Genomic DNA, 23,847 nt, shown 5'->3' with positions numbered 1-23,847 from the left:
TTGAAACAAAATAACACTCGCATTTTGTTAGCTGTGCCTTTATGGTATTGAAAAATAATCACTAGCAGGCGTTAATTTGTTGAACATCCATAGACTATCTATTCTCACGCAATTTGAATTGAAGCGTATTTTTAATACTAAAAATGGCTTAATCGCCTTAACGGCATTTTGTGCTGTTTGGTTCATACTTTTGACTTATGTGATCAGCTCAGCCACTGAACTGGTTTTTTCCGATGGATTTAAGGTGGCAGCAAGTACTTTATTTGGTTCATTGGGAGTAAGTGCTTTGTTGAAATGGCCCGTTGCTGAATTTTCTATTTATTGGCTAGTCGCGGTTTATTCATTTCCAATATTCACTTTTTTAGTCAGTAGTGATCAAACTTGTTCCGACCGTGCTCGCGGAACGCTTCGTTTTATTACTTTAAGAGCCTCGCGTAGTGAAATACTGCTAGGACGATTTTTAGGTCAATTCCTTACACTTGTTAGCCTTATATTACTAACATTAGTTGCATGTGTTATTTTAGCCACAGTTCGTGATAATGCTTTGTTTTTACCAGCATTAAAACAAGCTGCAGTTTTGTTTATTGAATTAGCAATTATAATTTTACCTTTCATTGCTCTGATGTCATTTTTTAATAGTATTTTATCCTCAGCAAAAATGAGTATTGTTGCTGGTATTTTGTTTTATACCATAGGAGCACTATTGATAGGTTTTATTCAATTTCAATTAGACAGTGGACTTTTTCTTAACTTTATTTTTCCGGGTACACAAATTAGCAGTGTAGTTTCATTAGATGGACTCGATTTTTACCATTATTTAATTCCTATATTACAAACAATTGTCTTGTTATTTGTTGCGGATAAACTACTAAAGAGGGCATCAATATGAGTTTACTTAATAGCCAATCTGCGCCATTAATTCAAGTTGATAATCTTTCAAAATCATTTGGCGATCATCTAGCTTTAGACAACGTATCATTCAGTATAGAAAAAGGGCAACCCATTGCTTTAGTTGGACCTAATGGTGCTGGTAAAACAACTTTATTTAGCCTTTTATGTGGTTATCTGTTGCCCAGTAGCGGCACTATCACTATTGCAGGATTAAGGGCTGGAGACGCCAACCTATTCGGCAGATTAGCGGCTTTACCACAAGATGCTCAGTTTGACCCACGTTTTTCTATTGCACATCAATTAACCTTTTATGCCCAACTGCAAGGTCTAACTCGCAAGAATGCACAAAAAGAAGCACAAAGAACGTTAGAGCTTGTTGGCTTAGCTGACACGCTAAAAGCCAAGCCTGATGAGTTATCACATGGCATGCGTAAACGTGTTGCTATTGCCCAAACGTTAATTGGCTCGCCAGAAATAGTTATGTTGGATGAAGCGACAGCGGGACTTGACCCGATAAATGCACGAGAAGTTCGTCAGCTCGTTGCTTCATTATCATCAGAAATGACCTTTATTTTAAGTTCTCATGATTTGAGTGAACTAGAGCGGTTATGTAGCCAAGTCTTATATATAGAGAAGGGACAATTAAAACAACATCAAAACTTGCAAAGCGAAGATCAGCAAGGTTTCTTAACGATTAGAATGAGGAAGGCGTACGATAACTTCTTACCTTTAATGGCTGGCGTTGCCGATGTACAGCATATTGAACAGACGCAAAATAATGAGTTTTTAATCACTACCGGTATCATTTCTCCTGAAAGCGAACCGTTAGATTTACAAATATTAAAGCTTTGTCATCAACACAAATGGCAATATTCACAATTAACTAACGGTAAAACTTTAGAAAATAGATTATTCTAGATTTTATCAGCAGGAATGAACTCACCATCAAGGTCGACACGCTTTTGTGTTCGGCCATTGTTTTGTGAAGCCAACCAGTCAAGGTAATCATCAATGGGCATTGGTTTTGCGTAATAGTAGCCTTGGCCAATATCGCAGCCAAAACTACGTAATGTGTCCTCATCTTCTTGGCTATTAATACCTTCAGCAACAACTTCTAAACCTAAACCCTTTGCCATTTTAACCGTAGCTTCAGCAATGGTTTTACGTTTGTGATCATCATTAACATTCTCAACAAATAGTCGGTCAACTTTGAGCTCTTGAAAAGGAAGATGGCTAATTTGCGCCATGGATGAATATCCTGTGCCAAAGTCATCAATACTAATAGTAAAACCTAAATCGCCTAATTTTTGGATTAACTCAAGAGATTGCTTGTTATGGCTAATTGACGCCGATTCAGTTAACTCTAAAATTATTTTGTCAGCGGCTATGCCACTTTCTTCAATAATACTTAGAGCATTAGTAAAAAAGTGTTCATGAGCAATATCTTTACCACTAATATTAATTGAGACCATATGATTATTATTGACTAAAATTTGTTGATGCTGTGCTAAAGCGCGCTTAATAACCCATAACGTTAGTTGATTAATAAGACCTAAATCTTCGGCTAAAGGAATAAAAATGTCAGGTGAGATGAAACCTTCACGAGGATGTTCCCAACGAATTAGACACTCGCTACTGCATACACGTAAGGTTTTAAGATCGATTTGTGGCTGATGGTATATAGCTAATGTGTCATTCTCTATTGCTTCTTTTAAATCGGTGGCAAGTTTGAGCAAGTAACTGGTGTGATCTGATTTTTCGCTTTGATAATAAGCCCAACGTCCATAGACAAGTTGCGCATCGTTTACCGCTAACTGGGCATGATTAATCAATAAGTAGTTAGCACTGCCATGTTCTGGGTGGTTAGCGACACCAATTACTGCTGACAAGGGTAACTTAAGGTCATCTATTTGAAATGTCTCAGAGGTAAGCTGTTGTATTGATTTGATCAAAACAGGCAAGTCTTGCTGATTTTTCTCGTTATTAACGATTATAGCCAGGCAGTTATTTTCTAAAAAACAAATTTTTTCGTGGTTAGAAGATAATTTTACGATAGCATCATTATGAATGAACAATGAGCTTAAGCGACGACTTAGGCGTTTAAATAAAGCCGCGTTAGCTTTATCATCAATATAAAGTGATATTTGTTCGATATGTTCTGGTTTAATTATTAATACACAAAAATCGTTTGTACCCGAAATTTTCATTTCGTTCATCGCGTTTTCAAGCATCGACTTACGGGGTAATCTGGTAAAATCATGGTAACTAATATCATGAATTCTATCTTGCTCATTCCTGCGCATCCGCTCAGCGAGTGCAAAAGCCATAAAAGTAATTTCAATCATCACCGCAAATAGAAATGCATTACGTGTAATGAATGTCGAATCAACATAATTTAATAACACGAGTGGTTGAATTGCCGCGCCAGCTAAAAAAGGTACCCATGAAATGAAATAAAATCGTGCCCAGGCAAAATCTTTAGACAGTCTTCTAAAAATGATAAATAGTGCATATAAAATAAATATCGGTTGAATTGAAAAAAACAGTTTGGTTTGTGCAATTTGATCTAAGGTCAATGAATAAAAAGCGACAACTATTAACAGTAGGCAAGATGTCAGGCCCACTTTATAAAACTTTCCTTTTATTTGGTCATAACGTAAGAAATATAATGAGAAAAGTAACAAGAAAAATATCATAAAATAATCTAAAAATAGCGAGTACTCATGGATTATATATTGAATGTTTTTTGAGAAAATTAGATATCCATACCCCGTTACTCCAGCTATAACAATAAAAGCAGATAATAAATAGCCAATATATACCAAGTAAACTTTATCTTTTGTCGCAAAAAATAGCACAAAGTTATAGGCTGCCATTAAAAGCATAATGCCAATAAAAATCCCAAAAGTCATTTGCACATAATCAGCACGTTTATCAAAATTGTCTTTGCTATAAAGTATTAACGGGATATTTGGTGCGCCATTACTTTTTACATGCACAATAACTTGTGCCGTACTCTTTGCAAGGAGATCAAAAGCTACATGTGGAAATACATCCAATAAGGTTTCTTGCTCAGGCGTCTGTTTTTGTTGAGCTATTTGTGTCGTACTTCCCAAAATAGCATTGACTTTATAAACATCAAAAAAAGCCAAACGACTGTTATCGGCATGCAATACAACACTTTGGGGGGTTGAAGTATTGTTACTAATATTAATTTTCACCCAATAGGATTGAAGACCTAATGCGTAAGGAATGTCATTAGCTAACGAGGGAGTGAATCGCGCTTCTGCCTCTTTGCTTTTAATGAGAGTTTTGATATTTAAACTATTGTCACGGTCAATAGCGTAGCTAAAATTACTTGTTACTAAAGGAGAATCTTCACTAAAAGAAAGATCATCGATATGACTGATGAACTGCCATACACTGTTAAGAATAAAAACTAACACCAGCGAAATCATTAGGATAAAGACTAATTTGGTACTGTTATAAACACTTGAGGGTAACTTGATCATAAGGATAATTTTAAGAATAGCGTGATAAGTTTAATAAGGTTAATTTAGCAGAATATCGCAAATAAAGGCAGGAAATTAATAAAATAAAAAAGCCTACTGTCTAAAAGTAGGCTTTAACATATATAACGTAAGGTATTATTATATGAGTCTTAGATAAGTCTTAGATAAAACAAGACTAAAATGAAGTAGTGTCAGTAAATAAGCCTACTTTTAAATCTTTAGCAGTATAGATAACCTTGCCATCAACTAAGACTTCACCATCAGCAATACCCATAAACAATTTGCGCTTGATAACACGCTTTAAAGTGATTTTATAAGTCACTTTTTTGTTGGTCGGTAAAATTTGACCTGTAAATTTAACTTCACCTACACCCAACGCTCTACCGCGACCTGGACCACCTGACCAACCAAGGAAGAAACCAACGAGTTGCCACATAGCATCTAAGCCTAAACAACCAGGCATAACAGGGTCGCCTTTAAAGTGACAATCAAAAAACCAAAGGTCTGGGCTAATATCAAGTTCAGCAATAATCTCACCTTTACCATATTCACCACCATCTTCAGTGATAGAAATAATTCGGTCCATCATCAACATATTGTCTGAAGGTAATTGACTATTTCCTTCGCCAAACATTTCGCCAGTTCCTGCTTTTACTAAGTCTTCTTTAGAGTATGAATTTTGATCTAACATGAGGTCACTTTATTTTCAGTAATTAAATTATTCGCTACTTTAGCGAACACCTGTACACTAAACAACTCCGAGCAGTGCTTTATTTGAGTTTTATTAATATAAAGTTAGATTATTATCACTTTTTTATATATTATTTGGTTACGCATAACCTTGTTTTTATTTTAGATAATTTGGTAACTAACTGATGAAAGAGAATAAAAAAGCATTTAGTAACGCAGAGAAACAAAAGCGCTATCGCGAACGACAAAAAGAGAATGGCAAAAAAGAAATGCGTGGCTATTTGTCTCCAGAAGCACAAAATTGTTACGAACTCATAGCCGAGCAGACGAAATGGACGGACAGCGTCATTTTAAGTAATGCGGTTAGATTGACTTATGCTGCTTATAAAAATGGTCAAATTGGTTTGTTAAATAATTGGTTAAAGAAGCATGATCTTTAGTTAAAATTTAGCCTAACAGTAGGTTAATAAAGCAGTGCTATAACTATGCTGCACTTTTTCAATGTAAGATGGTTGAATTCAATTGTACTGCTTGCTAATACCCTATATGCTCTAATCATATAAGGAATATTTCTTACAGTATTCTCCAAGATAATAAAAATTGTAAATTAAGGTGAACCTCCGTTGATAAATGTTTTATTGGTCGATGATCATGAGTTAGTTCGTACGGGAATACGTAGAATTCTAGACGACGTAAAAGGACTTAAAGTCATAGGCGAGGCCGAAACCGGAGAAGAAGCCGTACAATTTTGTCGTAAAAGTCAACCCGATGTTGTGTTAATGGACATGAACATGCCGGGGATAGGTGGTTTAGAAGCGACTAAAAAAATAATTCGTTATTCACCTGACATAAAAGTTATCGTGTTAACTGTGTATTCAGAAGACCCTATTCCTACCAAGGTCATGCAAATTGGCGCTGCAGGTTATTTAACTAAAGGTGCTGGTGCTGATGAAATGGTTAACGCTATTCGAGCAGTAAACAGTGGTCAGCGTTATATAACACCAGATATTGCTCAACAAATGGCATTAAGTCAGTTTAAATCGAATGAAGAAAATCCATTCAATACCTTGTCTGAACGTGAACTTCAAATTATGTTGATGATCACCCGTGGCGAAAAAGTCCCCCATATTTCAGAACAACTCATTTTAAGTACTAAAACGATTAATAGTTACCGATATAGAATGTTTGAAAAGTTGAACGTTGGTAATGATGTAGAACTTACTCATCTCGCTATTCGTCATGGTATGATCAAAACAGAAACATTATAAAACTTGTCAATTTCTCAATCTCTTTTTGATCACCAAGCTTTTCTTTCTTCCGTTTCTGAGCAAGCGGGTGTTTATCGGATGTACGATAAACACCAAACGGTTATCTATGTAGGAAAAGCTAAACAGCTTAGAAAACGCCTTGCCAGTTACTTTCGTAAAGATGTCGGCAGCACCAAAACCAAAGTATTAGTCAGCCATATTATGGCGATTGACGTCACTGTTACTCATACTGAGGGCGAAGCGTTAATTCTTGAAAACAACTACATTAAAAAATATCTCCCTAAATATAATATTTTATTACGAGATGATAAGTCTTACCCCTATTTACTAATAACAGACCATAAACATCCTAAGCTAGGCGTTCACCGAGGCGGTAAAAAAGTTAAAGGTGAATACTTTGGTCCATATCCAACTGTTGGTGCTGTTTGGGAAAGCCTTCGTTTAATGCAAAAGTTATTTCCGGTTCGTCAATGCGAAGATAGTTATTATCGTGCGCGCAGTCGTCCTTGTTTGCAGTATCAATTAAATCGTTGTTCTGCACCCTGTGTCGATAAAATATCAGCGGTTGATTACCAGCAACAAGTTGACTTAGCTAAACTATTTTTACGAGGAAAAAGCTCAACGGTTATTGACAGTTTAGTGGTTGAAATGGAACAAGCTAGCCACACATTAGACTTTGAGGCTGCGGCTAAGTACCGAGATCAAATCGCTACGTTACGACAAGTTCAAAAGCAACAGTTTGTCAGTGGTATTGTCGCTGAACTTGATGTTATCGGTATCTATATTGAGAAATCACAGGTTTGTGTACACGTTTTATTTATACGTGATCAAAAGATACTGGGTAGCAAAAGCTATTTCCCTAGTATTCCTGCCGAAACTGAACAAGCAGACGTTTACCAAGCCTTTATAAGCCAGCATTACTTAGGGCAAGACTTGAAAAGTGCTGCGATACCTAAAGAAATAGTGATCAGTGAAAGTTTTGAACACATTGAAGAGCTTACTAAGCTTTTGAGTGAGCAAGCCGAGCGCAATGTTAAAATATCAACGAGTGTTCGCAGCGAACGTGCCCAATATTTAAAGTTGGCCTGTACCAATGCGCAAAATGCATTAGTCACTAAGAATAGTCATAAAGCGTCAATGCAAGCGCGTTTTTCGGCATTAAATGAAGTTTTTGAACTTGATAATGGCATTAACCGAATTGAGTGTTTTGATATTAGTCATACCATGGGGCAACAAACCGTGGCATCTAATGTGGTGTTCAATCAAGAAGGGCCTTTAAAAAGTGATTATCGTCGTTATAATGTTTATGGCATTACACCGGGTGATGATTATGCGGCGATGGCGTTTGCGCTTAACAAACGTTATGGCAAGGTGAACACCATGGAAAATATGCCTGACATTGTTTTTATTGATGGCGGTAAAGGACAATTATCAAAAGCAGAAGCATTTTTTGCTCAATGGCAAATAGATACCGCTTTAGAAAAAATCCCACTATTAGTTGGTGTCGCTAAAGGAGAAGGGCGTAAGCCTGGACTTGAAACGCTAATCTTAGCAGGTAGTCATCAGCTAATTTCATTACCATCAACCTCACCAGCTTTACACTTAGTACAGCATATTCGTGATGAATCACATCGTTTTGCCATTACAGGACATCGAGCCAAGCGTCAAAAAGCCAGCAAAAAATCGACACTTGAATCTATTGAAGGAATTGGCGCGAAAAAACGTCAAGCCTTATTAAAATATTTAGGTGGGCTCCAAGAAGTTATGCAAGCCGATAGGTCAATACTTGAAAAGGTGCCTGGTATTAGTGCTGTTTTAGCCGATACAATATATAACGCCTTACATGATAAATAAGTTAAACGTCTTCCTGTAATAAACCCACCTTTGTTGTCTACACTTATTATTGCTATTTTTTGATAAAAATTTACGTCTCTGCCTGTAATGTGTAGAATGCGGTAACGCTTGTTGCTTTAGTAGTAAAATAAATTTATGTGGACCATTCCAAATCAAATCACCATGTTTCGGATAGTATTAATACCTGTTTTTTTAGTGGTATTTTATTTACCAGTCTCATGGAATCATTTCGGCGCATTTGCCGTATTCTGGCTTGCTGCTATTAGTGATGCTCTTGATGGCTATCTAGCACGTAAATTAAACCAATCTTCAGCATTTGGCGCTTTTATCGACCCAGTAGCTGATAAATTAATGGTTGTTGCTGCTTTAGTGCTACTTATTCAAGATTATCAACTGTGGTGGATTTCAATTTCAGCAATATTAATGATTGCTCGTGAAATTTTTATTAGTGCCTTGCGCGAATTTATGTCTTCACGCGGTAAACGCGATGAAATTGCTGTTTCTCAAATGGGAAAATATAAAACAGCTGCGCAAATGCTAGGTATTATGGGATTAATTTGGCAACCTGATTATGATATTCCGTTAATTTTGTTTAATTTTCCACATGAAATATTAATGTTTATCGCTTACAGCTTTTATGCGATAGCCACAGTGCTTACTTTTTGGTCAATGCTGGCATATTTTAAAGTAGCTTGGCCAGAGTTAGCGAAACAAAATAGCTAGAAAATGATATATTTAGTTAAAAAAACGTCAAATTAGCCGCTTTTTGAGCAGTCAAAACAAAATTGAAATTAAACTGTTGACTCCAAATAATTTCAATGTAGAATGCGTCCCAAGTTGACAGGGAGTCAGCAGATGAAGCGGCTGTAGCTCAGCTGGTAGAGCATCACGTTGCCAACGTGAATGTCACGAGTTCGAGTCTCGTTAGCCGCTCCAAGTTTGATTTATAATGATTTTTTTTAAATCGTTATCTATTCAAAGGATTCGGCGGGTTGGCAGAATGGCTATGCAGCGGATTGCAAATCCGTGGACCTCGGTTCGACTCCGGGACCCGCCTCCATTACTTATTTATAAGTGTTGGATGTATGAAGGACTTAGTTTAAATACTAAGAAGTAGGGAACCAATCACTACTATAAAAAATAATTATCCGATGCCCGGGTGGTGGAATTGGTAGACACAAGGGATTTAAAATCCCTCGCTCATAGAGTGTGACGGTTCAAGTCCGTCTCCGGGTACCATTTTGTTTTTAACAGAGTAAAGTGGGTAGTTAAGATGGTGTATGTTGGCGCATGCAGATAAAATTTAAACCTTGTTTGTAATAGCAAGTTATGAAGCGGCTGTAGCTCAGCTGGTAGAGCATCACGTTGCCAACGTGAATGTCACGAGTTCGAGTCTCGTTAGCCGCTCCAAATTTTATTAAAGAAAAGAAAACCTTAAGTAATGATATTATATTACTTAATCTACGAAGCGGCTGTAGCTCAGCTGGTAGAGCATCACGTTGCCAACGTGAATGTCACGAGTTCGAGTCTCGTTAGCCGCTCCAATATTTAGCGTTTAGTTAGATAAGCTAGATAGTAAAAATCTCTTAGTAATTAAGAGTTAGTAGGGAGCCAATCTCTACTTTAAAAAGAATTATCCGATGCCCGGGTGGTGGAATTGGTAGACACAAGGGATTTAAAATCCCTCGCTCATAGAGTGTGACGGTTCAAGTCCGTCTCCGGGTACCACTTTTTTTTCTGTACTTCCTAGTTAGTTAAAATCCTCTCCATTATTGCAAGTCATTATCTACATCGTTTAGATTTTTTCTCTTGAATAAAAATCTCGTCACTTTACTTGAACATAGAGTGTGACGGTTCAAGTCCGTCTCCGGCTACCACCTTTTTTCTGAACTTCCTAGTTAGTTAAAATCCTCCCCATTATTGCAAGTCATCATCTACATCGTTTAGATTTTTTCTCTTGAATAAAAATCTCGTCACTTTACTTGAACATAGAGTGTGACGGTTCAAGTCCGGCTCCGGGTACCACCTTTTTTTCTGTACTTCCTAGTTAGTTAAAATCCTCCCCATTATTATAAGTCATCATCTATATGGTTTAGATTTTTTCTCTTGAATAAAAATCTCGTCACTTTACTTGAACATAGAGTGTGACACCTCAAGTCTGTCTCCGGATACCAACCTTTCACTCGACAATACTCACTTAACTCAACTTCCAATAGTGTGGCTTTTTCCAATACAATTGAAAACTTTTCCTCACTTGACCACTTATCTGATGAACTCACTTTTGACACATTTAAACCCGAGGTATTAAATTGCTTTTGCCAACTATACAGGGTTGAGATGTTAATGCTTTCTTGCACTGCAAACTGCAAACTGCTAACGGACAAGGCATTTTGACTGGGCTTAGTTAATTGGAGTAATTAATCCGTTTGGTATTAAACAGCGTCTTGTTATGGAATGCCAAAACTTACTAAGTTCGACAGCGAACAGACATTGCATATATATTCATTGATAATTAGACATTGGACGATGCACCTAATTCACTATCATCAAAGAATATAGACGCAGTGAAGTAATATTTCAGTAATGTGTATTTGAATGTGATCGTTGGATGTTTATAACAACAACCACAATTCATGGAGTAGATAATAATGTTAAACGAAGGCTATCACGAACCAACAAGTGAACTAACAGTTGATGCTTTTAACAATGAAAAATTAAAAGCAATTCTTGTACATAATCGAGATGAAGAAAAAGAGCATGCCGCAATGCTCCAAGAATTGATCAGAAGGCAAGATCCAACCTTTGATAAAAAATTAAAAGATTACCTCTTTACAGATAAGACAATAACTCAGAATAACAGGGAGATTGGCAGCGCGTAGATGTTTAAAAAAGAGACTGATAATTAAAAATAGGTGATTAACCTAGTATTTAAAATATATACGGTTCTCTTCAAGTGCTATCAGCACTCAAACAACTACCCATTGAGTTCTTCTAATAGTGACCAATTCTAGTATTGTAATCGGTTAGGCTATCTCCGAAAAAACATTGGAGAACTAGTCGTTAAAGTAAATCTAAATATCAATTGTTCTAATGTTAATGTTCGCAAGCCTATCAGCTGAGTTGTCAGATCGGCATATTAATATCTTTATATCTAACCCTGTTTAACTATTTTATTTGAAGGAGAAATACCTCATGTTACGAACTATTAAAAATCTAGAAGGCTACACTATCCAAGCGACAGATGGCAACATTGGTCATGTCACAGATTTTTATTTCGATGACAAAACTTGGTGCGCTCGCTATCTGGTTGTTGACACAGGCACTTGGCTTTCGAGTAGAGAAGTCCTTATATCACCTATCTCGATAGGCATAGCGAACTGGGCGGACAAGCTCCTACCGGTTTCGATCACAAAAGACCAAGTCGAGAACAGCCCTGACATCAATACCCAAAAGCCAGTCTCTCGACAGCAAGAGATCCAGTTATTTGAGTACTACGGCTATCCATATTATTGGGGAGGTTATGGGATGTGGGGCGAGGGTATGTATCCGAGTATGATGTTAACTAGACACGATGGCTTTATTTTGCCACCCCATGACGAAGATCCAGAAGCGACGAAGGCTTCTAGAGCTGAACAGCACCAAGATGATGATATTCATCTTCGTAGTTGTCAAGCGATAATCAACTACCACATTCATGCTACCGATGGTGACATCGGCCACATAGAGGGCCTGCTTATCGATGAAGATACTTGGGCCATTCGATACATGATAGTGAATACAAGTAACTGGTGGCTAGGTCATCAAGTGCTCATTCCTCCACATTGGATTGAGGATGTTAGCTGGGTGGATGCTAAGGCGTCTGTCAATCTGACACGACAGGATGTGAAGGATGCTCCGGCGTATAACGAAGCAATGCAAGTGGATCGTAAGGCGGAAATGTATATCTACAATCATTATGGCCGTCTCGGTTATTGGGTGGATGATGAGAGAAATGACACCCAAAAACCACAGTTATAGTAGCGCGGTAGAAGCGACTGACAATAATATTAGAGGTGTTAAATGGTATCAGAATCTATGTCTAAATCCACAGAATCAGCCACAAAAACGAAAAGTGTTGCTGTTTTTGGTGGCGGAATTTCTGGACTTACGGTAGCGCATGAATTTTCAAAGCTTGGCTATAATGTCAAGGTGTTTGAGGCGAATTCTGATGCTGGTGGCTTTTTTAGAAGTGCCAGAAGGAAAGAAGATGAAGGCATGCCTTCTGAATACTCTTGGCATGGAATGGGTCCTTGGTATAACAATTTTTTCGAACTCATCAAGGAAATCCCCTTTGATGAGTGCTCCAGTCTCTATGAAAATATCCTTTCACGGCCAGTAGTATTCGGATTGGCGCCAAACTCAGGAACGGCTCATTTTGGCGATTCTAATCCCAACAATGTCGATGTGGAAAACCTTTTTAGTATGACGACCAAAGAAAAATGGCTGTGGGGTTGGCTTATACTAAAGGCCTGGTGCTCAAATAACCGCAGTAGCCATAAATACAGTACTATCAATGCTAAAGAAGCTTGGCGGCCCTATTTATCTGCTTCGACACTTAACACGTGGAGCTCCACCTTTGGCCCTTGGGTGGGCTCTGATTGGTGTAATGTTTCTTTCCATCATGTCGCTCATTTTTTCCGTAAGCAATTGGTCACTAAATATTCGTATCGTCATTCAGGAGATAGTGAAGGTGGACCGTGGGATCACACGGCGCGCACAGGATGGTTACTTTTGAACGGGCCCAGCAGTGAGGTTTGGTTTGATAAGTGGATCAATCACCTAATGCAAAACCAGGTTGAGTTCTTCTGGCAGACTCCACTTCATCGTTTGAGTTTTGAAGAAGACAAGATTACAGCAGCAGAATTAGTCAATGGTGAAACCGTTCAGGCCGATATCTATGTGCTTGCACTGAATCCCTTTAGTGCGGCAGATATATTGGCGCGAACCCCTCTACTTGAAGATAAACCGGAACTTAATCTTTTTCAATCCTTAGTAAAGCAGGGGCCTCACACTCAGGTATCATTTAGAATCGGCTTCAAAGAAAAAATGCTTTGGCCTCGAAAAAGATGCGCACTTGTTATTTCAGATTCCGCCTTTAACCTGACTCTTTTTTCTCAGGAACAAGCTTGGGGACAGCTTAGTGCTCTAGGGGAAGATATTAAATCACTGTGGACAGTCACGGCTTGCGTATCAAAGGTTCCAGGTCCAGTACATGGTCTTTGTTTGGAACAATGCACTGAAGAACAATTCCTTGATGAAGTGTTATTTCAATTAAAGCAGAGTCATGCCTTGGAAGATTTGGTGAAAAAAGCAAACGGCGGTAAAAGTTGGACAGATTTTTCCATTGTAAAGATCAAAGTTTGGCATGAGTGGGAATTTTCTTCTGAAGGAATAAAATCGTCCCAACCAAAATGGGTAAACTCGACAAATACCCAGCAATATATGCCGAAGCAAAAGACCACAATATCTAACCTTGTTCTTGCTGGTGCTCACACCAAAACGACGGCAGATGTTTGGAGCATCGAGGCAGCGGTCGAGAGTGGAAAGCTAGCGGTAAAGGTTTTTGAGCCACAAGTAAAAGTCACATCACAGTCGAACCTACTCGTGCTGAAAGTCCTTGGGAAAATTGATGACTTTCTTTATTACTGCAAACTTCCTAACGTGTTGGATGTTGGTTTGATATTAATTGTAATGTTATCGGTTAGCGCAATCGCCTTTGAGATTGCCAAATAAAGAGTTACGTCTGCAAATAATAAATATCGGAAGGCCTATGAATGACCATGTATATAAAACATCCCATTATAGTCTGACATTAGTTAGTGCAACCGCGCTTGGTATTTTGACATTTACAAAACCTAAAAAAGGTGCTGAAAAAACGACGCCCAAGCAGCTACTAACAGTATTGATTCTATGCTGAATTTTCAAACATTTCCTATCTGGCTAAACATAATATTATTTTTATTAGCCGGAGTAACAGTATGGATTTCTGGAACACGCTTAACTGCGTATGCAGACATCATCTCTGATCGTAAAAATTGGGATAAAGCGAGTATGGGATTTATATTTCTAGCCCTTGCAACACAACTCCCAGAAATAGTCACTAACACTACAGGTGCTTTGCATGGTAACGGGGAACTTGTTTTAAATGCTATGTTTGGCGGTATGACGATGCAGACTGCTGTACTTGCTATCGCCGATATATTCATTATTGGCACGGCAACGTTGAGTGTTGCGGCTCAAAAGTCCATCAACTTACTTCAGGGGGTCGTATTGATCTTGCTGCTATCTTTGGTTTTAGTAGCAACGATGCTGGGTGATACTGTTGTGTTTGGGCATATAGGAGCAAGCCCTATTTTATTAGCTATTTTATACATACTAGCAATCTTTATATTTTTAGACTACGGCAAGAATAATAGTTGGAATGTCGCAAATTTCCATGAAGATATAAAACAAAAAGCAAACCCAAAGGATAAACGAGCTAAAAACTCACATGCTACAAAAAAACTCTATTTATATAGTGGTTTTGCCAGTTTAGCGATTCTTGTTTCAGGTGTCGTACTCGTGCAAATAGCGGAAGCTATCGCCACACAATCAGGGTTAGGCTCAAGCTTTATCGGTGTAACCTTACTCGCAAGCAGTACCTCTTTACCTGAACTTAGTGCGAGTATTGCTGCAGTACGTCTAGGTGCTCAGAGCATGGCCATATCCAATATCTTTGGCAGTAATCTTATTATGATATTTTTACTTTTACCTGCAGATATGTTTTACCTCAATGGCGCCATACTCAATAGCGTGAACGACTCTGCAAAATTTGCGCTTGTCTCAGGCATCGTTGTCACGGCTATTTATGTTATTGGACTTATTGTAAGAAAATCTCAAACCTTTCTCCGAATGGGCATGGACTCCATAGCGGTTTTGATTATTTATCTCATCACGCTCTACATACTTTACACACTAAGAGGCGTATAAATGTCAGAAACAAAACTCAATCGTTCCATATCACTGCCCATGCTGATCCTTTATGGACTAGGCACTATGATCGGTGGAGGTTTTTTTGCCTTGCTTGGAGAGATCGCTGATGAAGCTGGACTCTTTATGCCGTTGGCTTTTTTACTTTCAGGGGGATTGGCATTTATTAGTGCCACCTCTTTTGCTGAGTTATCATCACGGTTTCCTTTTAGTGCAGGAGAAGCGCGCTATACTCAGGAAGGATTTTCAAGTAAAAATTTCTCTACGCTTGTTGGTTGGCTGGTTATCTTAACAGGGATTGTTTCAGCTGCCACTATAACCGTTGCTACGGCTGGTTTTATACAAGATTTTATCGCTGTATCGCAAACACTTACGATACTTTTTTTAGTGCTTGGTATGGGAATTATTGCAGGATGGGGGATTGGAAAGTCCGTCGCTTTTGTTGCCGTTATAAGTGTCATACAAATAGGCGCATTAGTCTATATTGTCTTTGTTGGTGGAGACAGTTTACAAGCTTTACCAAGTAGATGGACAGAGCTCTTTATCCCAACAAGTAGTACCGTTTGGTTGGGTGTATTTTCAGGCGCCTTTTTAGGCTTTTATGCTTTTATCGGTTTTGAAGATATGGTCAATATAGCTGAAGAGGTCAAAGATGTCAGAAAAAACCTGCCTATTGCCATCTTAGTGAGTATTGTCTTAACAACTCTTATATACATAGTGGTATCTACCATTGCCGTATTAACCGTATCGCCTCAGATGCTCTCAAGTAGCAACACCCCTGTTGCAGAAATTTTGCGTGGTCACGGCGATTTTTCTATGAAAATACTGGGAATTGTCAGCATTTTAATTATCAATGGCGCATTAGCACAGATTATTATGGCTTCACGTGTTATTTACGGTTTATCTAAAAAAGATAAAGCACCAACTTTTTTAGGAAAGATCAACGCTAAAACCCAGACACCGCTTCGTGCAACCGCTCTCATAACCCTCATTGTACTTGTTTTATCCGTTTTTTTCCCGCTAAAAACCTTAGCAGAATCTACCAGTTTTATTATCTTGATCATTTTTGCCATCGTTAATCTCTCTCTTTGGCGTATTAAAGGGAGAGAAAACCGTGATAGTAAACAGAAAATATATTTTCCTCGTTGGATCTCACTCTTTGGTTTTATGACCTCTATTGTTGTCATCGCATTTCAGGTGTGGCAGAGGTTATTTTAACTCGTCTTTTGCTAAGTATTAAAGTTGAAAACTGCTTGCTTTTTTACTCGTATGAAAATGGTTTATGAATACAGTCGAAGATAGAATTCGGTCACAGCTATACAAAAACAATTAAAAAATAGCTGTTTACGATGGCCTAGGTAAAATCAAAAACAGGAGGAATTATGTCAAAAAACGTATCAGAACATTTAGTAGAAATGCTGGTAGAAGCTGGTGTTAAGAAAAATTTACGCGGTGACTGGTGACAGTCTTAACCCAGTCAATGATGCTGTGCGAAGGGATGGTAGATTACAATGGAGCCACGTCAGGCACGAGGAAGCTGGAGCCTATGCTGCTTCTATGGAAGCAGAGTTGAATGGTATCGGTTGCTGCATGGGAGGCTAAGGAATCTAAAGAGGTGGAATTAGTGCATTGTCAAACGGTTTCAAACATAAGGGTCCTGCGATAATCAATATTTTTACTGATCCCAATGCCCTAGCAATGCCGCCTTCACTTAACTTTCAACAAGTGAAAAGCTTTGCACAATCTATGGCAAAATTAATGGTCAATGGAAAGTTTGCAGAAATAGTAGATACGACCAAGAACGATCTAAAATACTTACGCGAATTATGATAAAAAAATTATGAATAGAGCCATTAAATTTAACCTAACCGCTGGCTGAATTGATAGATCTCAATGATTTTTCTTCATCTTCTTTGTCTGTCGAGTAGGGGCTTTTACTTCCCTTACTACGCTTGGCAACGCTTAAGTCAACAGGATCAAATCTTAAGTAAACAACATGATTATAGCAAGTATAACGAAAGGAGATAACAAATGAAATTTACTATCCGTTCAATGGTGTTGATTAGCATCCTCGGAATCACATCGCAGTGCTATGCGATAACGTCGACTGACAAAACGTCAATAGAAGAGGTTAAGCAAGAAGCACAATATTTACTTCAGACGCTTGACGCGTATACCGCTGAGCGAAAGAGCGAGGCGATTTACAAAACAAAAGCGGCATTGGATAAACTGGATAAGCGCATTGACGCGTTGGAGGCAGATGTTGATGAACGTTGGGACAAAATGGATAAGGATACGCGCAAAAAAGCTCGTGATAGTCTCAAGGCGCTACGCAAGCAGCGGAATCAGGTAGCCCAATGGTATGGCAGCCTGAAAAGTAGTACTGATAAAGCCTGGAAGCATATGAAAAAAGGTTTTTTAGATGCTTATATGGCTCTCAATGATGCCTGGGAGAAATCAGAAAATGAGATCGGTTCAAATAGGTAAACTACCTAACGCTCAACTCGGAAAGTAAAAATCTCTGCGTTGTATTTTCGAACAATAATGAAATTTCATTATTTAAAATGAAATATAAAAGACTTGGATGTCTAGTGCAATATTTGGCGAAGATATTCACAGCCCCTAATAGGAAGAATCACCATGTTCAACAACATTGTTTTGTCATCTAGTTTTCATTGCCGTTCGACCGCGCGTCTGTTTCGGTCATTGCTACTTCCTGTGCTGCTCTGGACTTCCCTAACACCGAGTTATGCCGATCCAGCATCGGAATCTAAGCTACCGCTAGGCGGGCGTGTCGTGGTCACCGGCTCTGTCCCCTTAGCGAATTTAATCAGCCTGTGGGCAGACGACTTCAGCTACCGCAACCCCCGTGTTGCCATCACCGTCGCCGATGGAGGCAGTTCGGTGGGTGTTGAAGCGTTAATCAACGGTAGCGCCGATTCTGTGCTCATCGATATGCCTATGAGCCGGCAAGAGGAGGAGCGATTTATGGATCGCTTCGGTTATGCGCCCACGCTATTTCCTGTGGCCATGGACGGGGTGGTTTTATATGTCAATTCACTCAACTCGTTACGGCAAATATCTATCCCACAGCTTGACGCTATCTACTCTGCTAGCTTGCGCTGTGGTGCCGATCAGCCCTTTGAAAACTGGGGCCAGTTGGGTGTGAAAGGAGAATACAGTAAGGATCCGATTACAGCACTGGGTTTGACAGCAAGCAGTGGTGCCTACCTCTTATTCAAACACGTCGCATTGTGTGACGGCGACTTCCGTGCCAACTTCCAAGCTTTGGCTGGTCCCGCAGCCGTGGAGTGGGCTCTGACCGACAACCCGGCCGCTATTGGTTTCGCCAGCAGTGCGCGTCACTCAACTGGTATCCGTGCATTGGCAATAGCTACACATAGGGATGATGAAGCAGTTTCTCCCTCGATTAGAGCGATTCAAAGTGGACGTTATCCACTTGCACGCAGGCTCAGTATTATTATCAATATCCCTCCTGGCCGCAATGCCAAACCAGCGATACAGGCCTTTCTTGATTATGCCCGTTCGAAAGCAGGTCAAGCGGTCGCAAAGAAGGCTGGTTATGTTCCACTGCCATTACATTAGAGTGGCTAAGTTGTACCAGAAGCAACTCGTCTAGCCATAAAGCATGATAGTGCTGTACGGCTAGACTAAAAATCAATAGAAGAGGTAAAGCAAAAAAATGGCTTATCAATCGACTTTAAAAGAGTAGGAAGTGGTTTTTTTCTCACGCTGCTAGTTTATGATTTTCAATAACTTATCACCAGTTAGTGTGTTGGTTGCTTTAAAAAGATATTTTATATCTGCTAGGTAGTGATAAAACTCTGAAGGTTTGTTACCGCCTAAATAATTTTTTGTTTCAGAAGCTTCTGATTTTAAAATTGTATTGGCCATGTCAGTTTCCTTTTGTGGGGGGGAATATAAGATGTACCCGGCTATAAATTAAGCTTGCTGATAATTATAAATCACATAAAAAATAGCATAGGAAATCAGCCCATCTCGTATGGAGTGCTTAGCATATTAAACCCACTTAAAATGGCATAATGTGCGCCAACGTACAGAAAGCAATGGTATTTTGGCCTAATCTATTATAACTGCATTATTTTTAGGGAAGTTATAAACTCAATCCCCCATCTGTTTGTGATGAGACTCTGATTAAAAACAAGAGTATGTCGTTAGGCAAGAAGAGTTAATGTTAGATCGTACACAATAAATGGGGCTGACCGCTCCAAAAATGACGGTATTAGTTGGCGGTATGCATGTACTTGGCACTAATTATTCATTCACAATATTAAGCAACCAAGGAGATAAGCAATGAACATGAAAGTAGCTTACCAAAAAAAACTGCAAGCACAATTGGACGAGTTGGTAGCAGAGATAGATAAGCTCAAGGCAAAAGCAGATAAAGCTGAAGCTGATGCACAACTTGAGTACTACAAGCAAATCGAGGAATTGCGAATGATGCAAGAAGCGGCCAACAGCAAGCTTGCCGAACTTCAGGAAGCCGGAGACGATGCATGGGAGGATCTAAAAGCAGGCATGGATAGTGCGTGGAACTCACTCAATAATGCGCTGAAATCGGCTAACTCCAGATTCAAATAAACAGTATGCTCATTGCAGCCATAATGAAATAAACCGTAGGATATATTAATAACAGAGGTCTCGATGAAGTTAGTAAAGGCAATAGTTTCACGAACCATTTTGATATTTATTAGTCTTTCAGTAGCCAACGCTGGAGTTCATGATGAACGACAAGTATTTGAGCAAGTAAAGTCCGCAACCGACAACATAGTCGCCATTTTGGTTGATCCTACACAATTAAAAAGTGTTAAATCAAACAAAATATTTTCAATCGCCAATGGCTTAATTGACTTTGAGCTTATGGCTAAATTGAGTATCGGCGGGAGCGCATGGAAAGAACTCAATCCCAAACAGAAAAAAGAGTATCTCGGCCTATTTATCGAGCGTATTAGTTCCTTGTATTTAAAGACAATGTTTGCTTTTTCTCAACAAGAAATTATTGTCGAAAAAGCAGAGCATTATAAAACAACACGAATTGCTGTCACAACTTATATTCTTGATTCTAAAGATAGAATCAAGTTGTTGTATAAATTTTACCTTAAAAAAGACAATCTGTGGCTAGCCTATGATATCAAGGTGGATGGTGTAAGCATTGTTCAGACTCAACGTTCTCAATTTAAAGAGATATTAAATGCTTACTCAATCGATGAATTCCTGGAAAAACTAAAGAAAAATAATGAATCAAAACGATAGTGTAAAATTAGTCACCATGATTAATAAATTTTATAGCCGTATGGTTATAGAGTACCCCTATCTAGTCTTGTTCGTTGTTTTACTCATTGCTGTAATTATAGGCAGCCAAGCATTTAATATTAAGATAGATGCTTCAGCTGAAACCTTGCTGCTCAAAGATGATAAAGATCTGGCCTATAGCCGAAAAATTACAAGAAACTACTATAATCCAGACTTTTTAATCGTTACCTATACTCCCAAGGAAGGTCAATTACTGGATAAAATAGTACTGAAAGATATTGAGCAACTTACCAGTGAAATCAAACAACTTGATTTAGTTGAAAGCGTTACGTCAATACTCAATGTTCCATTACTACAGACGTTCAGCCAACCATTTTCTGAGCTGCTAAAAAATGTTCAAACATTAAAATCAATCAATATCGAAAAAAATAGGACTAAGGTTAAGAATGAGTTCTTATCAAGTCCTATCTATCAGCAGAACTTAGTCAGTGATGATTTCAAGACGACAGCCATACAAATATTTTATAAGCAAGATGAATCCTATTTCGAGCTACTTAAACAACGTAACCAGCTATTAGAGCAAAAATTATCTCATGGCTTAACTGAAATGAGTGAAGTTAACCAAGCGACACTCGATCGTTTAGAAATTGAGCTTGTAAATCACCGAGAAAACTTTCGTGAAAAGAACCATCAAACGATTAGCCAAATACGAAAAACTCTAAGCAAACACCAAGAAAAAGCGGTTGTTTTTCTTGGTGGAATTAATATGGTCGCGGATGACATGATTAGTTTTATTCGCGATGATTTAAAGCTATACGGCAGCACCCTGATCGGACTATTGATTCTTGTTTTGTTTATTGTTTTCCGCCAAATGAGATATGTCGTTATTCCAATATTAATTTCTGCCCTGTCAATCGTCGTTACAGCAGGACTACTGGGTTACTTCGGCTGGGAAGTCACTGTTATTTCTTCAAATTTCATATCTATACAGCTCATAATGACTATGTCTCTAGCTATCCACCTTTGTGTTCGCTATCGTGAATTAATCAGAAAAAAGGAAAGTTCTACCCACAAAGAAATAGTGCTTGAGGCAACCTTGTCGATGTTTTTACCATGTCTTTTTGTAGTATGCACAACGATTACTGGATTTAGTTCGCTGGCGATTAGCAATATCTTACCCATCATGAATTTTGGTTGGATGATTAGTGCGGGCATGATTGTTTCTTTCGTCATTGTCTTTCTAGTATTCCCTGCAACAATGTCTTTATTAAAAAAAGAACCCGTTTACTTGGGCTTTGAAAAGCACATTAAGTTGATCGGTCAACTTGGCAATATGGCTGAAAAATATCGAGTTACCATTATTGTATCTAGTATTGCATTGCTTGTGTTCAACGCTACTGGCGCAAATCGGTTGATTGTAGAGAATAGCTTCATTAATTATTTTAAAAGCGACTCTGAAATATATCAGGGCATGAAAGTGATTGACACATCGTTAGGCGGCACGACACCGTTGGACATCATCATTGATTTCCCTGAGAATGAAAAGAGTGATAAAGAGGTAGAAAACGAACCATCAGACGCCCAATCTGAACCAGGTACGCTTTTTGATGAGTTCGAAAATGAATTCAAAAGCGAAGAAGACGATCACGCCTATTGGTTTACGGAGTTTAAGATGAAGCGAATAGAAGCGGCTCATAACTACTTGAATTCACTAGAACACACCGGAAAAGTGCTTTCTTTTGCCAGTATATTAAAGCTTGGCCGAAATATAAATGAGGGGGAATCGCTTGATAATTTAGAGCTTGCGCTGCTTTATACTAAAATGCCAAAGGAATTTCGTGATGTTACCATTACGCCTTATCTCGATTTAGAAAACAGTCAAGTTCGATTGACCACTCGAATTATGGATTCTAATAAAGACTTACGGCGAGATGCTTTACTCAAGAAAATTAGTCAGGAGTTAGCGGTAGAGGCTGATATTGAACCTGACAACGTACACCTTTCTGGCATGATGTTGCTTTATAACAATATGTTACAAACACTCTTTGATTCTCAAATAAAAACATTAGGTTTGGTTGTGTTTGTTTTGAGTATCATGTTTTTGATATTATTTAGATCGATTAAACTCGCTTTGATTGCCATGTTGACAAATATTGTGAGTGTATCATTTATTTTTGGCATAATGGGTTGGGTAGGTATCCCGCTTGATATGATGACGATTACTATCGCTGCTATAGCCATGGGTATTGCTGTTGATGATACCGTTCATTATATTCACCGCTATAAAAAAGAATTCGAACTAGAGCATGATTATTTAAAGGCAATACACTTAACTCATAACAGTATTGGCTACGCTATTTTTTATACTTCTATGACCATTGTGATTGGTTTTTCATTATTAATGTTTTCTAACTTTGTACCTACTATCTATTTTTCTTTACTGATCGCTTCAGCGATGATAATCGCTTTGTTTGCCGATCTTCTGTTGCTTCCAGTGCTATTAATTTGGCTCAAGCCATTCAATTCTAACTGAGTGGGGAAGAACTTAATAGATTTGGTATAACATATCAGTGGCATGAGATAACGTTCAAGCTGAGCTAAAGCAACTGAACCTCAGTACTCGCCGGATAATCCTCTTTAATTGCATAATCAATTGCCGCTAACATCTCTGATGTCGAGGGTCGGGCAAATGGCATGGATTGAATAGTTTCATAATAGAGCGTTGAATCCGGCTTTATTAAATACAAAGCTGGCTCACTGAATATCTTGGGCTCATTAATACCAACAGATATTTCTCCCAGTGATTCACTAAGATAAAGACCCAGTCTCGCGCATTTTGCAAGCTCATTCCATAAGCCACCTTTACGCCACTGGCATTTATTTTTTATGCCATTTTTATCACGCGCTCTTTGGTGTCTGTACTTACAGCAATAATATTTACGCCGCGACTAGCGAATTCGCTTGAATGCTTTTCAAGCTCTTTTAAATACTTTGCGTAAATGGGGCAGTGTATGCCGCTGTAAAACAACAGCATGTCAAAGTGTTTTGCGGGGGTGGCTCCTGTTAAATTATCTTACATAGTAAGACTTTTTGATGATATTGCTTAATGAGATAAATATCTCACTCCACCTACCGTTCACCTATGCACTGTCGAATATTCTTCCGGTTATTTACATGAAATCTATCGGTTGATACTGTGAGTGATATTGAGAATAGAGCGCTTATTTTGTTTTACTACTACTTTATTCTAACGACTACATAGTCGCCAAAAACTTTTCATTAAGTACGTTAACGTACAGAATAATTATAAATACAAGGATAAAGTAACT

22 protein-coding genes, 6 tRNA genes and 1 pseudogene are annotated in these 23,847 nt (G+C 38.4%); 24 read left to right on the top strand and 5 right to left on the bottom strand.

Features of this window, described 5'->3' with window-relative positions; genetic code table 11:
* Positions 1-76: 76 nt before the first annotated feature.
* Both H4J69_RS07620 and H4J69_RS07615 read left to right on the top strand, forming a co-directional pair.
* Positions 77-889: a hypothetical protein gene (locus H4J69_RS07620; RefSeq protein ID WP_182222018.1), complete on the top strand. Its 813-nt coding sequence runs from the start codon at positions 77-79 to the stop codon at positions 887-889.
* The gene (locus H4J69_RS07615) at positions 886-1,809 is read left to right on the top strand and encodes an ABC transporter ATP-binding protein (protein WP_182243414.1); all 924 of its coding nucleotides are present in this window, start codon (positions 886-888) and stop codon (positions 1,807-1,809) included. Before H4J69_RS07620 ends, H4J69_RS07615 begins: the two co-directional genes overlap by 4 nt.
* Here the strand turns inward: H4J69_RS07615 and H4J69_RS07610 are convergent.
* Together H4J69_RS07610 and fabA are read right to left on the bottom strand one after the other, a co-directional pair.
* Positions 1,806-4,403, bottom strand: a complete 2,598-nt coding sequence (locus H4J69_RS07610) for an EAL domain-containing protein (RefSeq protein ID WP_182244469.1) — start codon at positions 4,401-4,403, stop codon at positions 1,806-1,808. The two genes, H4J69_RS07615 and H4J69_RS07610, sit on opposite strands and share 4 nt — an antisense overlap.
* A 175-nt stretch (positions 4,404-4,578) precedes the next feature.
* Positions 4,579-5,094, bottom strand: coding sequence for a bifunctional 3-hydroxydecanoyl-ACP dehydratase/trans-2-decenoyl-ACP isomerase (gene fabA, locus H4J69_RS07605; RefSeq protein WP_070373707.1), 516 nt, complete (start codon positions 5,092-5,094; stop codon positions 4,579-4,581).
* Positions 5,095-5,278: 184 nt separating this feature from the next.
* On the opposite strand from fabA, the gene H4J69_RS07600 reads away from it, so the two are divergent.
* The 10 genes from H4J69_RS07600 to H4J69_RS07555 all read left to right on the top strand — a co-directional run bounded on the left by H4J69_RS07600 (position 5,279) and on the right by H4J69_RS07555 (position 9,943).
* Positions 5,279-5,533: a hypothetical protein gene (locus H4J69_RS07600; RefSeq protein WP_070373706.1), complete on the top strand. Its 255-nt coding sequence runs from the start codon at positions 5,279-5,281 to the stop codon at positions 5,531-5,533.
* A gap of 183 nt (positions 5,534-5,716) precedes the next feature.
* Positions 5,717-6,361, top strand: a complete 645-nt coding sequence (gene uvrY, locus H4J69_RS07595; protein ID WP_070373705.1) for a UvrY/SirA/GacA family response regulator transcription factor — start codon at positions 5,717-5,719, stop codon at positions 6,359-6,361.
* A 9-nt stretch (positions 6,362-6,370) separates the two neighbouring features.
* The gene (uvrC, locus tag H4J69_RS07590) at positions 6,371-8,215 is read left to right on the top strand and encodes an excinuclease ABC subunit UvrC (protein WP_182222048.1); all 1,845 of its coding nucleotides are present in this window, start codon (positions 6,371-6,373) and stop codon (positions 8,213-8,215) included.
* Between the two features lie 135 nt (positions 8,216-8,350).
* The gene (gene pgsA / locus H4J69_RS07585) at positions 8,351-8,938 is read left to right on the top strand and encodes a CDP-diacylglycerol--glycerol-3-phosphate 3-phosphatidyltransferase (RefSeq protein ID WP_070373704.1); all 588 of its coding nucleotides are present in this window, start codon (positions 8,351-8,353) and stop codon (positions 8,936-8,938) included.
* Positions 8,939-9,075: 137 nt separating this feature from the next.
* Positions 9,076-9,151, top strand: a tRNA-Gly gene (locus tag H4J69_RS07580).
* A gap of 50 nt (positions 9,152-9,201) precedes the next feature.
* A tRNA-Cys gene (locus H4J69_RS07575) sits at positions 9,202-9,275 on the top strand.
* Between the two features lie 93 nt (positions 9,276-9,368).
* Positions 9,369-9,454 (top strand) — tRNA-Leu (locus tag H4J69_RS07570).
* A 95-nt stretch (positions 9,455-9,549) separates the two neighbouring features.
* Positions 9,550-9,625: transfer RNA gene (locus H4J69_RS07565), tRNA-Gly, on the top strand.
* Positions 9,626-9,683: 58 nt separating this feature from the next.
* Positions 9,684-9,759: transfer RNA gene (locus tag H4J69_RS07560), tRNA-Gly, on the top strand.
* A 98-nt stretch (positions 9,760-9,857) separates the two neighbouring features.
* Positions 9,858-9,943, top strand: a tRNA-Leu gene (locus tag H4J69_RS07555).
* Positions 9,944-10,377: 434 nt separating this feature from the next.
* On the opposite strand, the pseudogene H4J69_RS07550 reads toward H4J69_RS07555, so the two are convergent.
* A pseudogene (locus H4J69_RS07550) lies at positions 10,378-10,623 on the bottom strand (IS3 family transposase); the annotation flags it as partial.
* Positions 10,624-10,863: 240 nt separating this feature from the next.
* Here H4J69_RS07550 and H4J69_RS07545 point away from each other — a divergent pair.
* The 9 genes from H4J69_RS07545 to H4J69_RS07505 all read left to right on the top strand — a co-directional run bounded on the left by H4J69_RS07545 (position 10,864) and on the right by H4J69_RS07505 (position 18,829).
* On the top strand, positions 10,864-11,094 hold the full coding sequence (locus tag H4J69_RS07545) for a ferritin (RefSeq protein ID WP_182244852.1): 231 nt from the start codon (positions 10,864-10,866) through the stop codon (positions 11,092-11,094).
* 313 nt (positions 11,095-11,407) lie between these two features.
* On the top strand, positions 11,408-12,232 hold the full coding sequence (locus H4J69_RS07540) for a PRC-barrel domain-containing protein (protein ID WP_182217176.1): 825 nt from the start codon (positions 11,408-11,410) through the stop codon (positions 12,230-12,232).
* 57 nt (positions 12,233-12,289) lie between these two features.
* Positions 12,290-13,987 (top strand): FAD-dependent oxidoreductase, encoded by a 1,698-nt coding sequence (locus H4J69_RS07535; protein WP_259364776.1) that lies wholly within the window; start codon positions 12,290-12,292, stop codon positions 13,985-13,987.
* 177 nt (positions 13,988-14,164) lie between these two features.
* Complete coding sequence (locus tag H4J69_RS07530; protein WP_182244851.1) at positions 14,165-15,223, top strand: sodium:calcium antiporter; 1,059 nt, start codon at positions 14,165-14,167, stop codon at positions 15,221-15,223.
* Positions 15,224-16,441, top strand: coding sequence for an APC family permease (locus H4J69_RS07525; RefSeq protein WP_182244850.1), 1,218 nt, complete (start codon positions 15,224-15,226; stop codon positions 16,439-16,441).
* A gap of 213 nt (positions 16,442-16,654) precedes the next feature.
* Positions 16,655-16,825, top strand: a complete 171-nt coding sequence (locus H4J69_RS20455; protein WP_220466039.1) for a thiamine pyrophosphate-binding protein — start codon at positions 16,655-16,657, stop codon at positions 16,823-16,825.
* A gap of 27 nt (positions 16,826-16,852) precedes the next feature.
* Positions 16,853-17,053 carry a hypothetical protein gene (locus H4J69_RS07515; protein WP_259364777.1) on the top strand — a complete coding sequence of 67 codons (201 nt, stop codon included), beginning with the start codon at positions 16,853-16,855 and terminating at the stop codon, positions 17,051-17,053.
* Positions 17,054-17,254: 201 nt separating this feature from the next.
* Positions 17,255-17,710, top strand: coding sequence for a hypothetical protein (locus H4J69_RS07510; RefSeq protein ID WP_182217183.1), 456 nt, complete (start codon positions 17,255-17,257; stop codon positions 17,708-17,710).
* A gap of 153 nt (positions 17,711-17,863) precedes the next feature.
* Positions 17,864-18,829: a PstS family phosphate ABC transporter substrate-binding protein gene (locus H4J69_RS07505; RefSeq protein WP_182217185.1), complete on the top strand. Its 966-nt coding sequence runs from the start codon at positions 17,864-17,866 to the stop codon at positions 18,827-18,829.
* Between the two features lie 150 nt (positions 18,830-18,979).
* Here H4J69_RS07505 and H4J69_RS07500 read toward each other — a convergent pair whose 3' ends face one another.
* Positions 18,980-19,138 (bottom strand): hypothetical protein, encoded by a 159-nt coding sequence (locus H4J69_RS07500; RefSeq protein ID WP_182217186.1) that lies wholly within the window; start codon positions 19,136-19,138, stop codon positions 18,980-18,982.
* 420 nt (positions 19,139-19,558) lie between these two features.
* Between H4J69_RS07500 and H4J69_RS07495 the strand changes: the two genes are divergently transcribed.
* From H4J69_RS07495 to H4J69_RS07485, 3 genes are all read left to right on the top strand, one after another.
* A complete protein-coding gene (locus H4J69_RS07495) occupies positions 19,559-19,846 on the top strand; it encodes a coiled coil domain-containing protein (RefSeq protein ID WP_182217188.1) in 288 nt (95 codons plus the stop codon).
* Between the two features lie 63 nt (positions 19,847-19,909).
* The gene (locus tag H4J69_RS07490; protein ID WP_182217190.1) at positions 19,910-20,518 is read left to right on the top strand and encodes a phospholipid-binding protein MlaC; all 609 of its coding nucleotides are present in this window, start codon (positions 19,910-19,912) and stop codon (positions 20,516-20,518) included.
* Positions 20,502-23,051, top strand: a complete 2,550-nt coding sequence (locus H4J69_RS07485; protein WP_182217192.1) for an RND family transporter — start codon at positions 20,502-20,504, stop codon at positions 23,049-23,051. The genes H4J69_RS07490 and H4J69_RS07485 overlap by 17 nt, the downstream gene beginning before the upstream one ends.
* A gap of 351 nt (positions 23,052-23,402) precedes the next feature.
* Here H4J69_RS07485 and H4J69_RS20450 read toward each other — a convergent pair whose 3' ends face one another.
* A complete protein-coding gene (locus tag H4J69_RS20450; protein ID WP_182217194.1) occupies positions 23,403-23,552 on the bottom strand; it encodes a redoxin domain-containing protein in 150 nt (49 codons plus the stop codon).
* Between the last annotated feature and the right edge of the window lie 295 nt (positions 23,553-23,847).

Origin of the sequence: Colwellia sp. BRX10-9, assembly GCF_014077405.1 — a bacterium.
Lineage (GTDB): Bacteria > Pseudomonadota > Gammaproteobacteria > Enterobacterales > Alteromonadaceae > Colwellia_A.
Note: the sequence above shows the minus strand (reverse complement) of the source record. Positions and strands in the feature narration are given on the sequence as shown.

Coding starts and splice junctions, on each gene's coding strand:
- H4J69_RS07600 (WP_070373706.1), top strand. CDS start 5,279: ATGAAAGAGAATAAAAAAGCATTTAGTAACGCAGAGAAACAAAAGCGC.
- H4J69_RS07495 (WP_182217188.1), top strand. CDS start 19,559: ATGAACATGAAAGTAGCTTACCAAAAAAAACTGCAAGCACAATTGGAC.
- H4J69_RS07525 (WP_182244850.1), top strand. CDS start 15,224: ATGTCAGAAACAAAACTCAATCGTTCCATATCACTGCCCATGCTGATC.
- H4J69_RS07505 (WP_182217185.1), top strand. CDS start 17,864: ATGTTCAACAACATTGTTTTGTCATCTAGTTTTCATTGCCGTTCGACC.
- H4J69_RS07490 (WP_182217190.1), top strand. CDS start 19,910: ATGAAGTTAGTAAAGGCAATAGTTTCACGAACCATTTTGATATTTATT.
- H4J69_RS20450 (WP_182217194.1), bottom strand. CDS start 23,552: ATGCTGTTGTTTTACAGCGGCATACACTGCCCCATTTACGCAAAGTAT.
- H4J69_RS07485 (WP_182217192.1), top strand. CDS start 20,502: ATGAATCAAAACGATAGTGTAAAATTAGTCACCATGATTAATAAATTT.
- fabA (WP_070373707.1), bottom strand. CDS start 5,094: ATGTTAGATCAAAATTCATACTCTAAAGAAGACTTAGTAAAAGCAGGA.
- H4J69_RS07535 (WP_259364776.1), top strand. CDS start 12,290: ATGTCTAAATCCACAGAATCAGCCACAAAAACGAAAAGTGTTGCTGTT.
- H4J69_RS07615 (WP_182243414.1), top strand. CDS start 886: ATGAGTTTACTTAATAGCCAATCTGCGCCATTAATTCAAGTTGATAAT.
- H4J69_RS07610 (WP_182244469.1), bottom strand. CDS start 4,403: ATGATCAAGTTACCCTCAAGTGTTTATAACAGTACCAAATTAGTCTTT.
- H4J69_RS07540 (WP_182217176.1), top strand. CDS start 11,408: ATGTTACGAACTATTAAAAATCTAGAAGGCTACACTATCCAAGCGACA.
- H4J69_RS07500 (WP_182217186.1), bottom strand. CDS start 19,138: ATGGCCAATACAATTTTAAAATCAGAAGCTTCTGAAACAAAAAATTAT.
- H4J69_RS07545 (WP_182244852.1), top strand. CDS start 10,864: ATGTTAAACGAAGGCTATCACGAACCAACAAGTGAACTAACAGTTGAT.
- H4J69_RS07510 (WP_182217183.1), top strand. CDS start 17,255: ATGAAATTTACTATCCGTTCAATGGTGTTGATTAGCATCCTCGGAATC.
- pgsA (WP_070373704.1), top strand. CDS start 8,351: ATGTGGACCATTCCAAATCAAATCACCATGTTTCGGATAGTATTAATA.
- H4J69_RS07530 (WP_182244851.1), top strand. CDS start 14,165: ATGCTGAATTTTCAAACATTTCCTATCTGGCTAAACATAATATTATTT.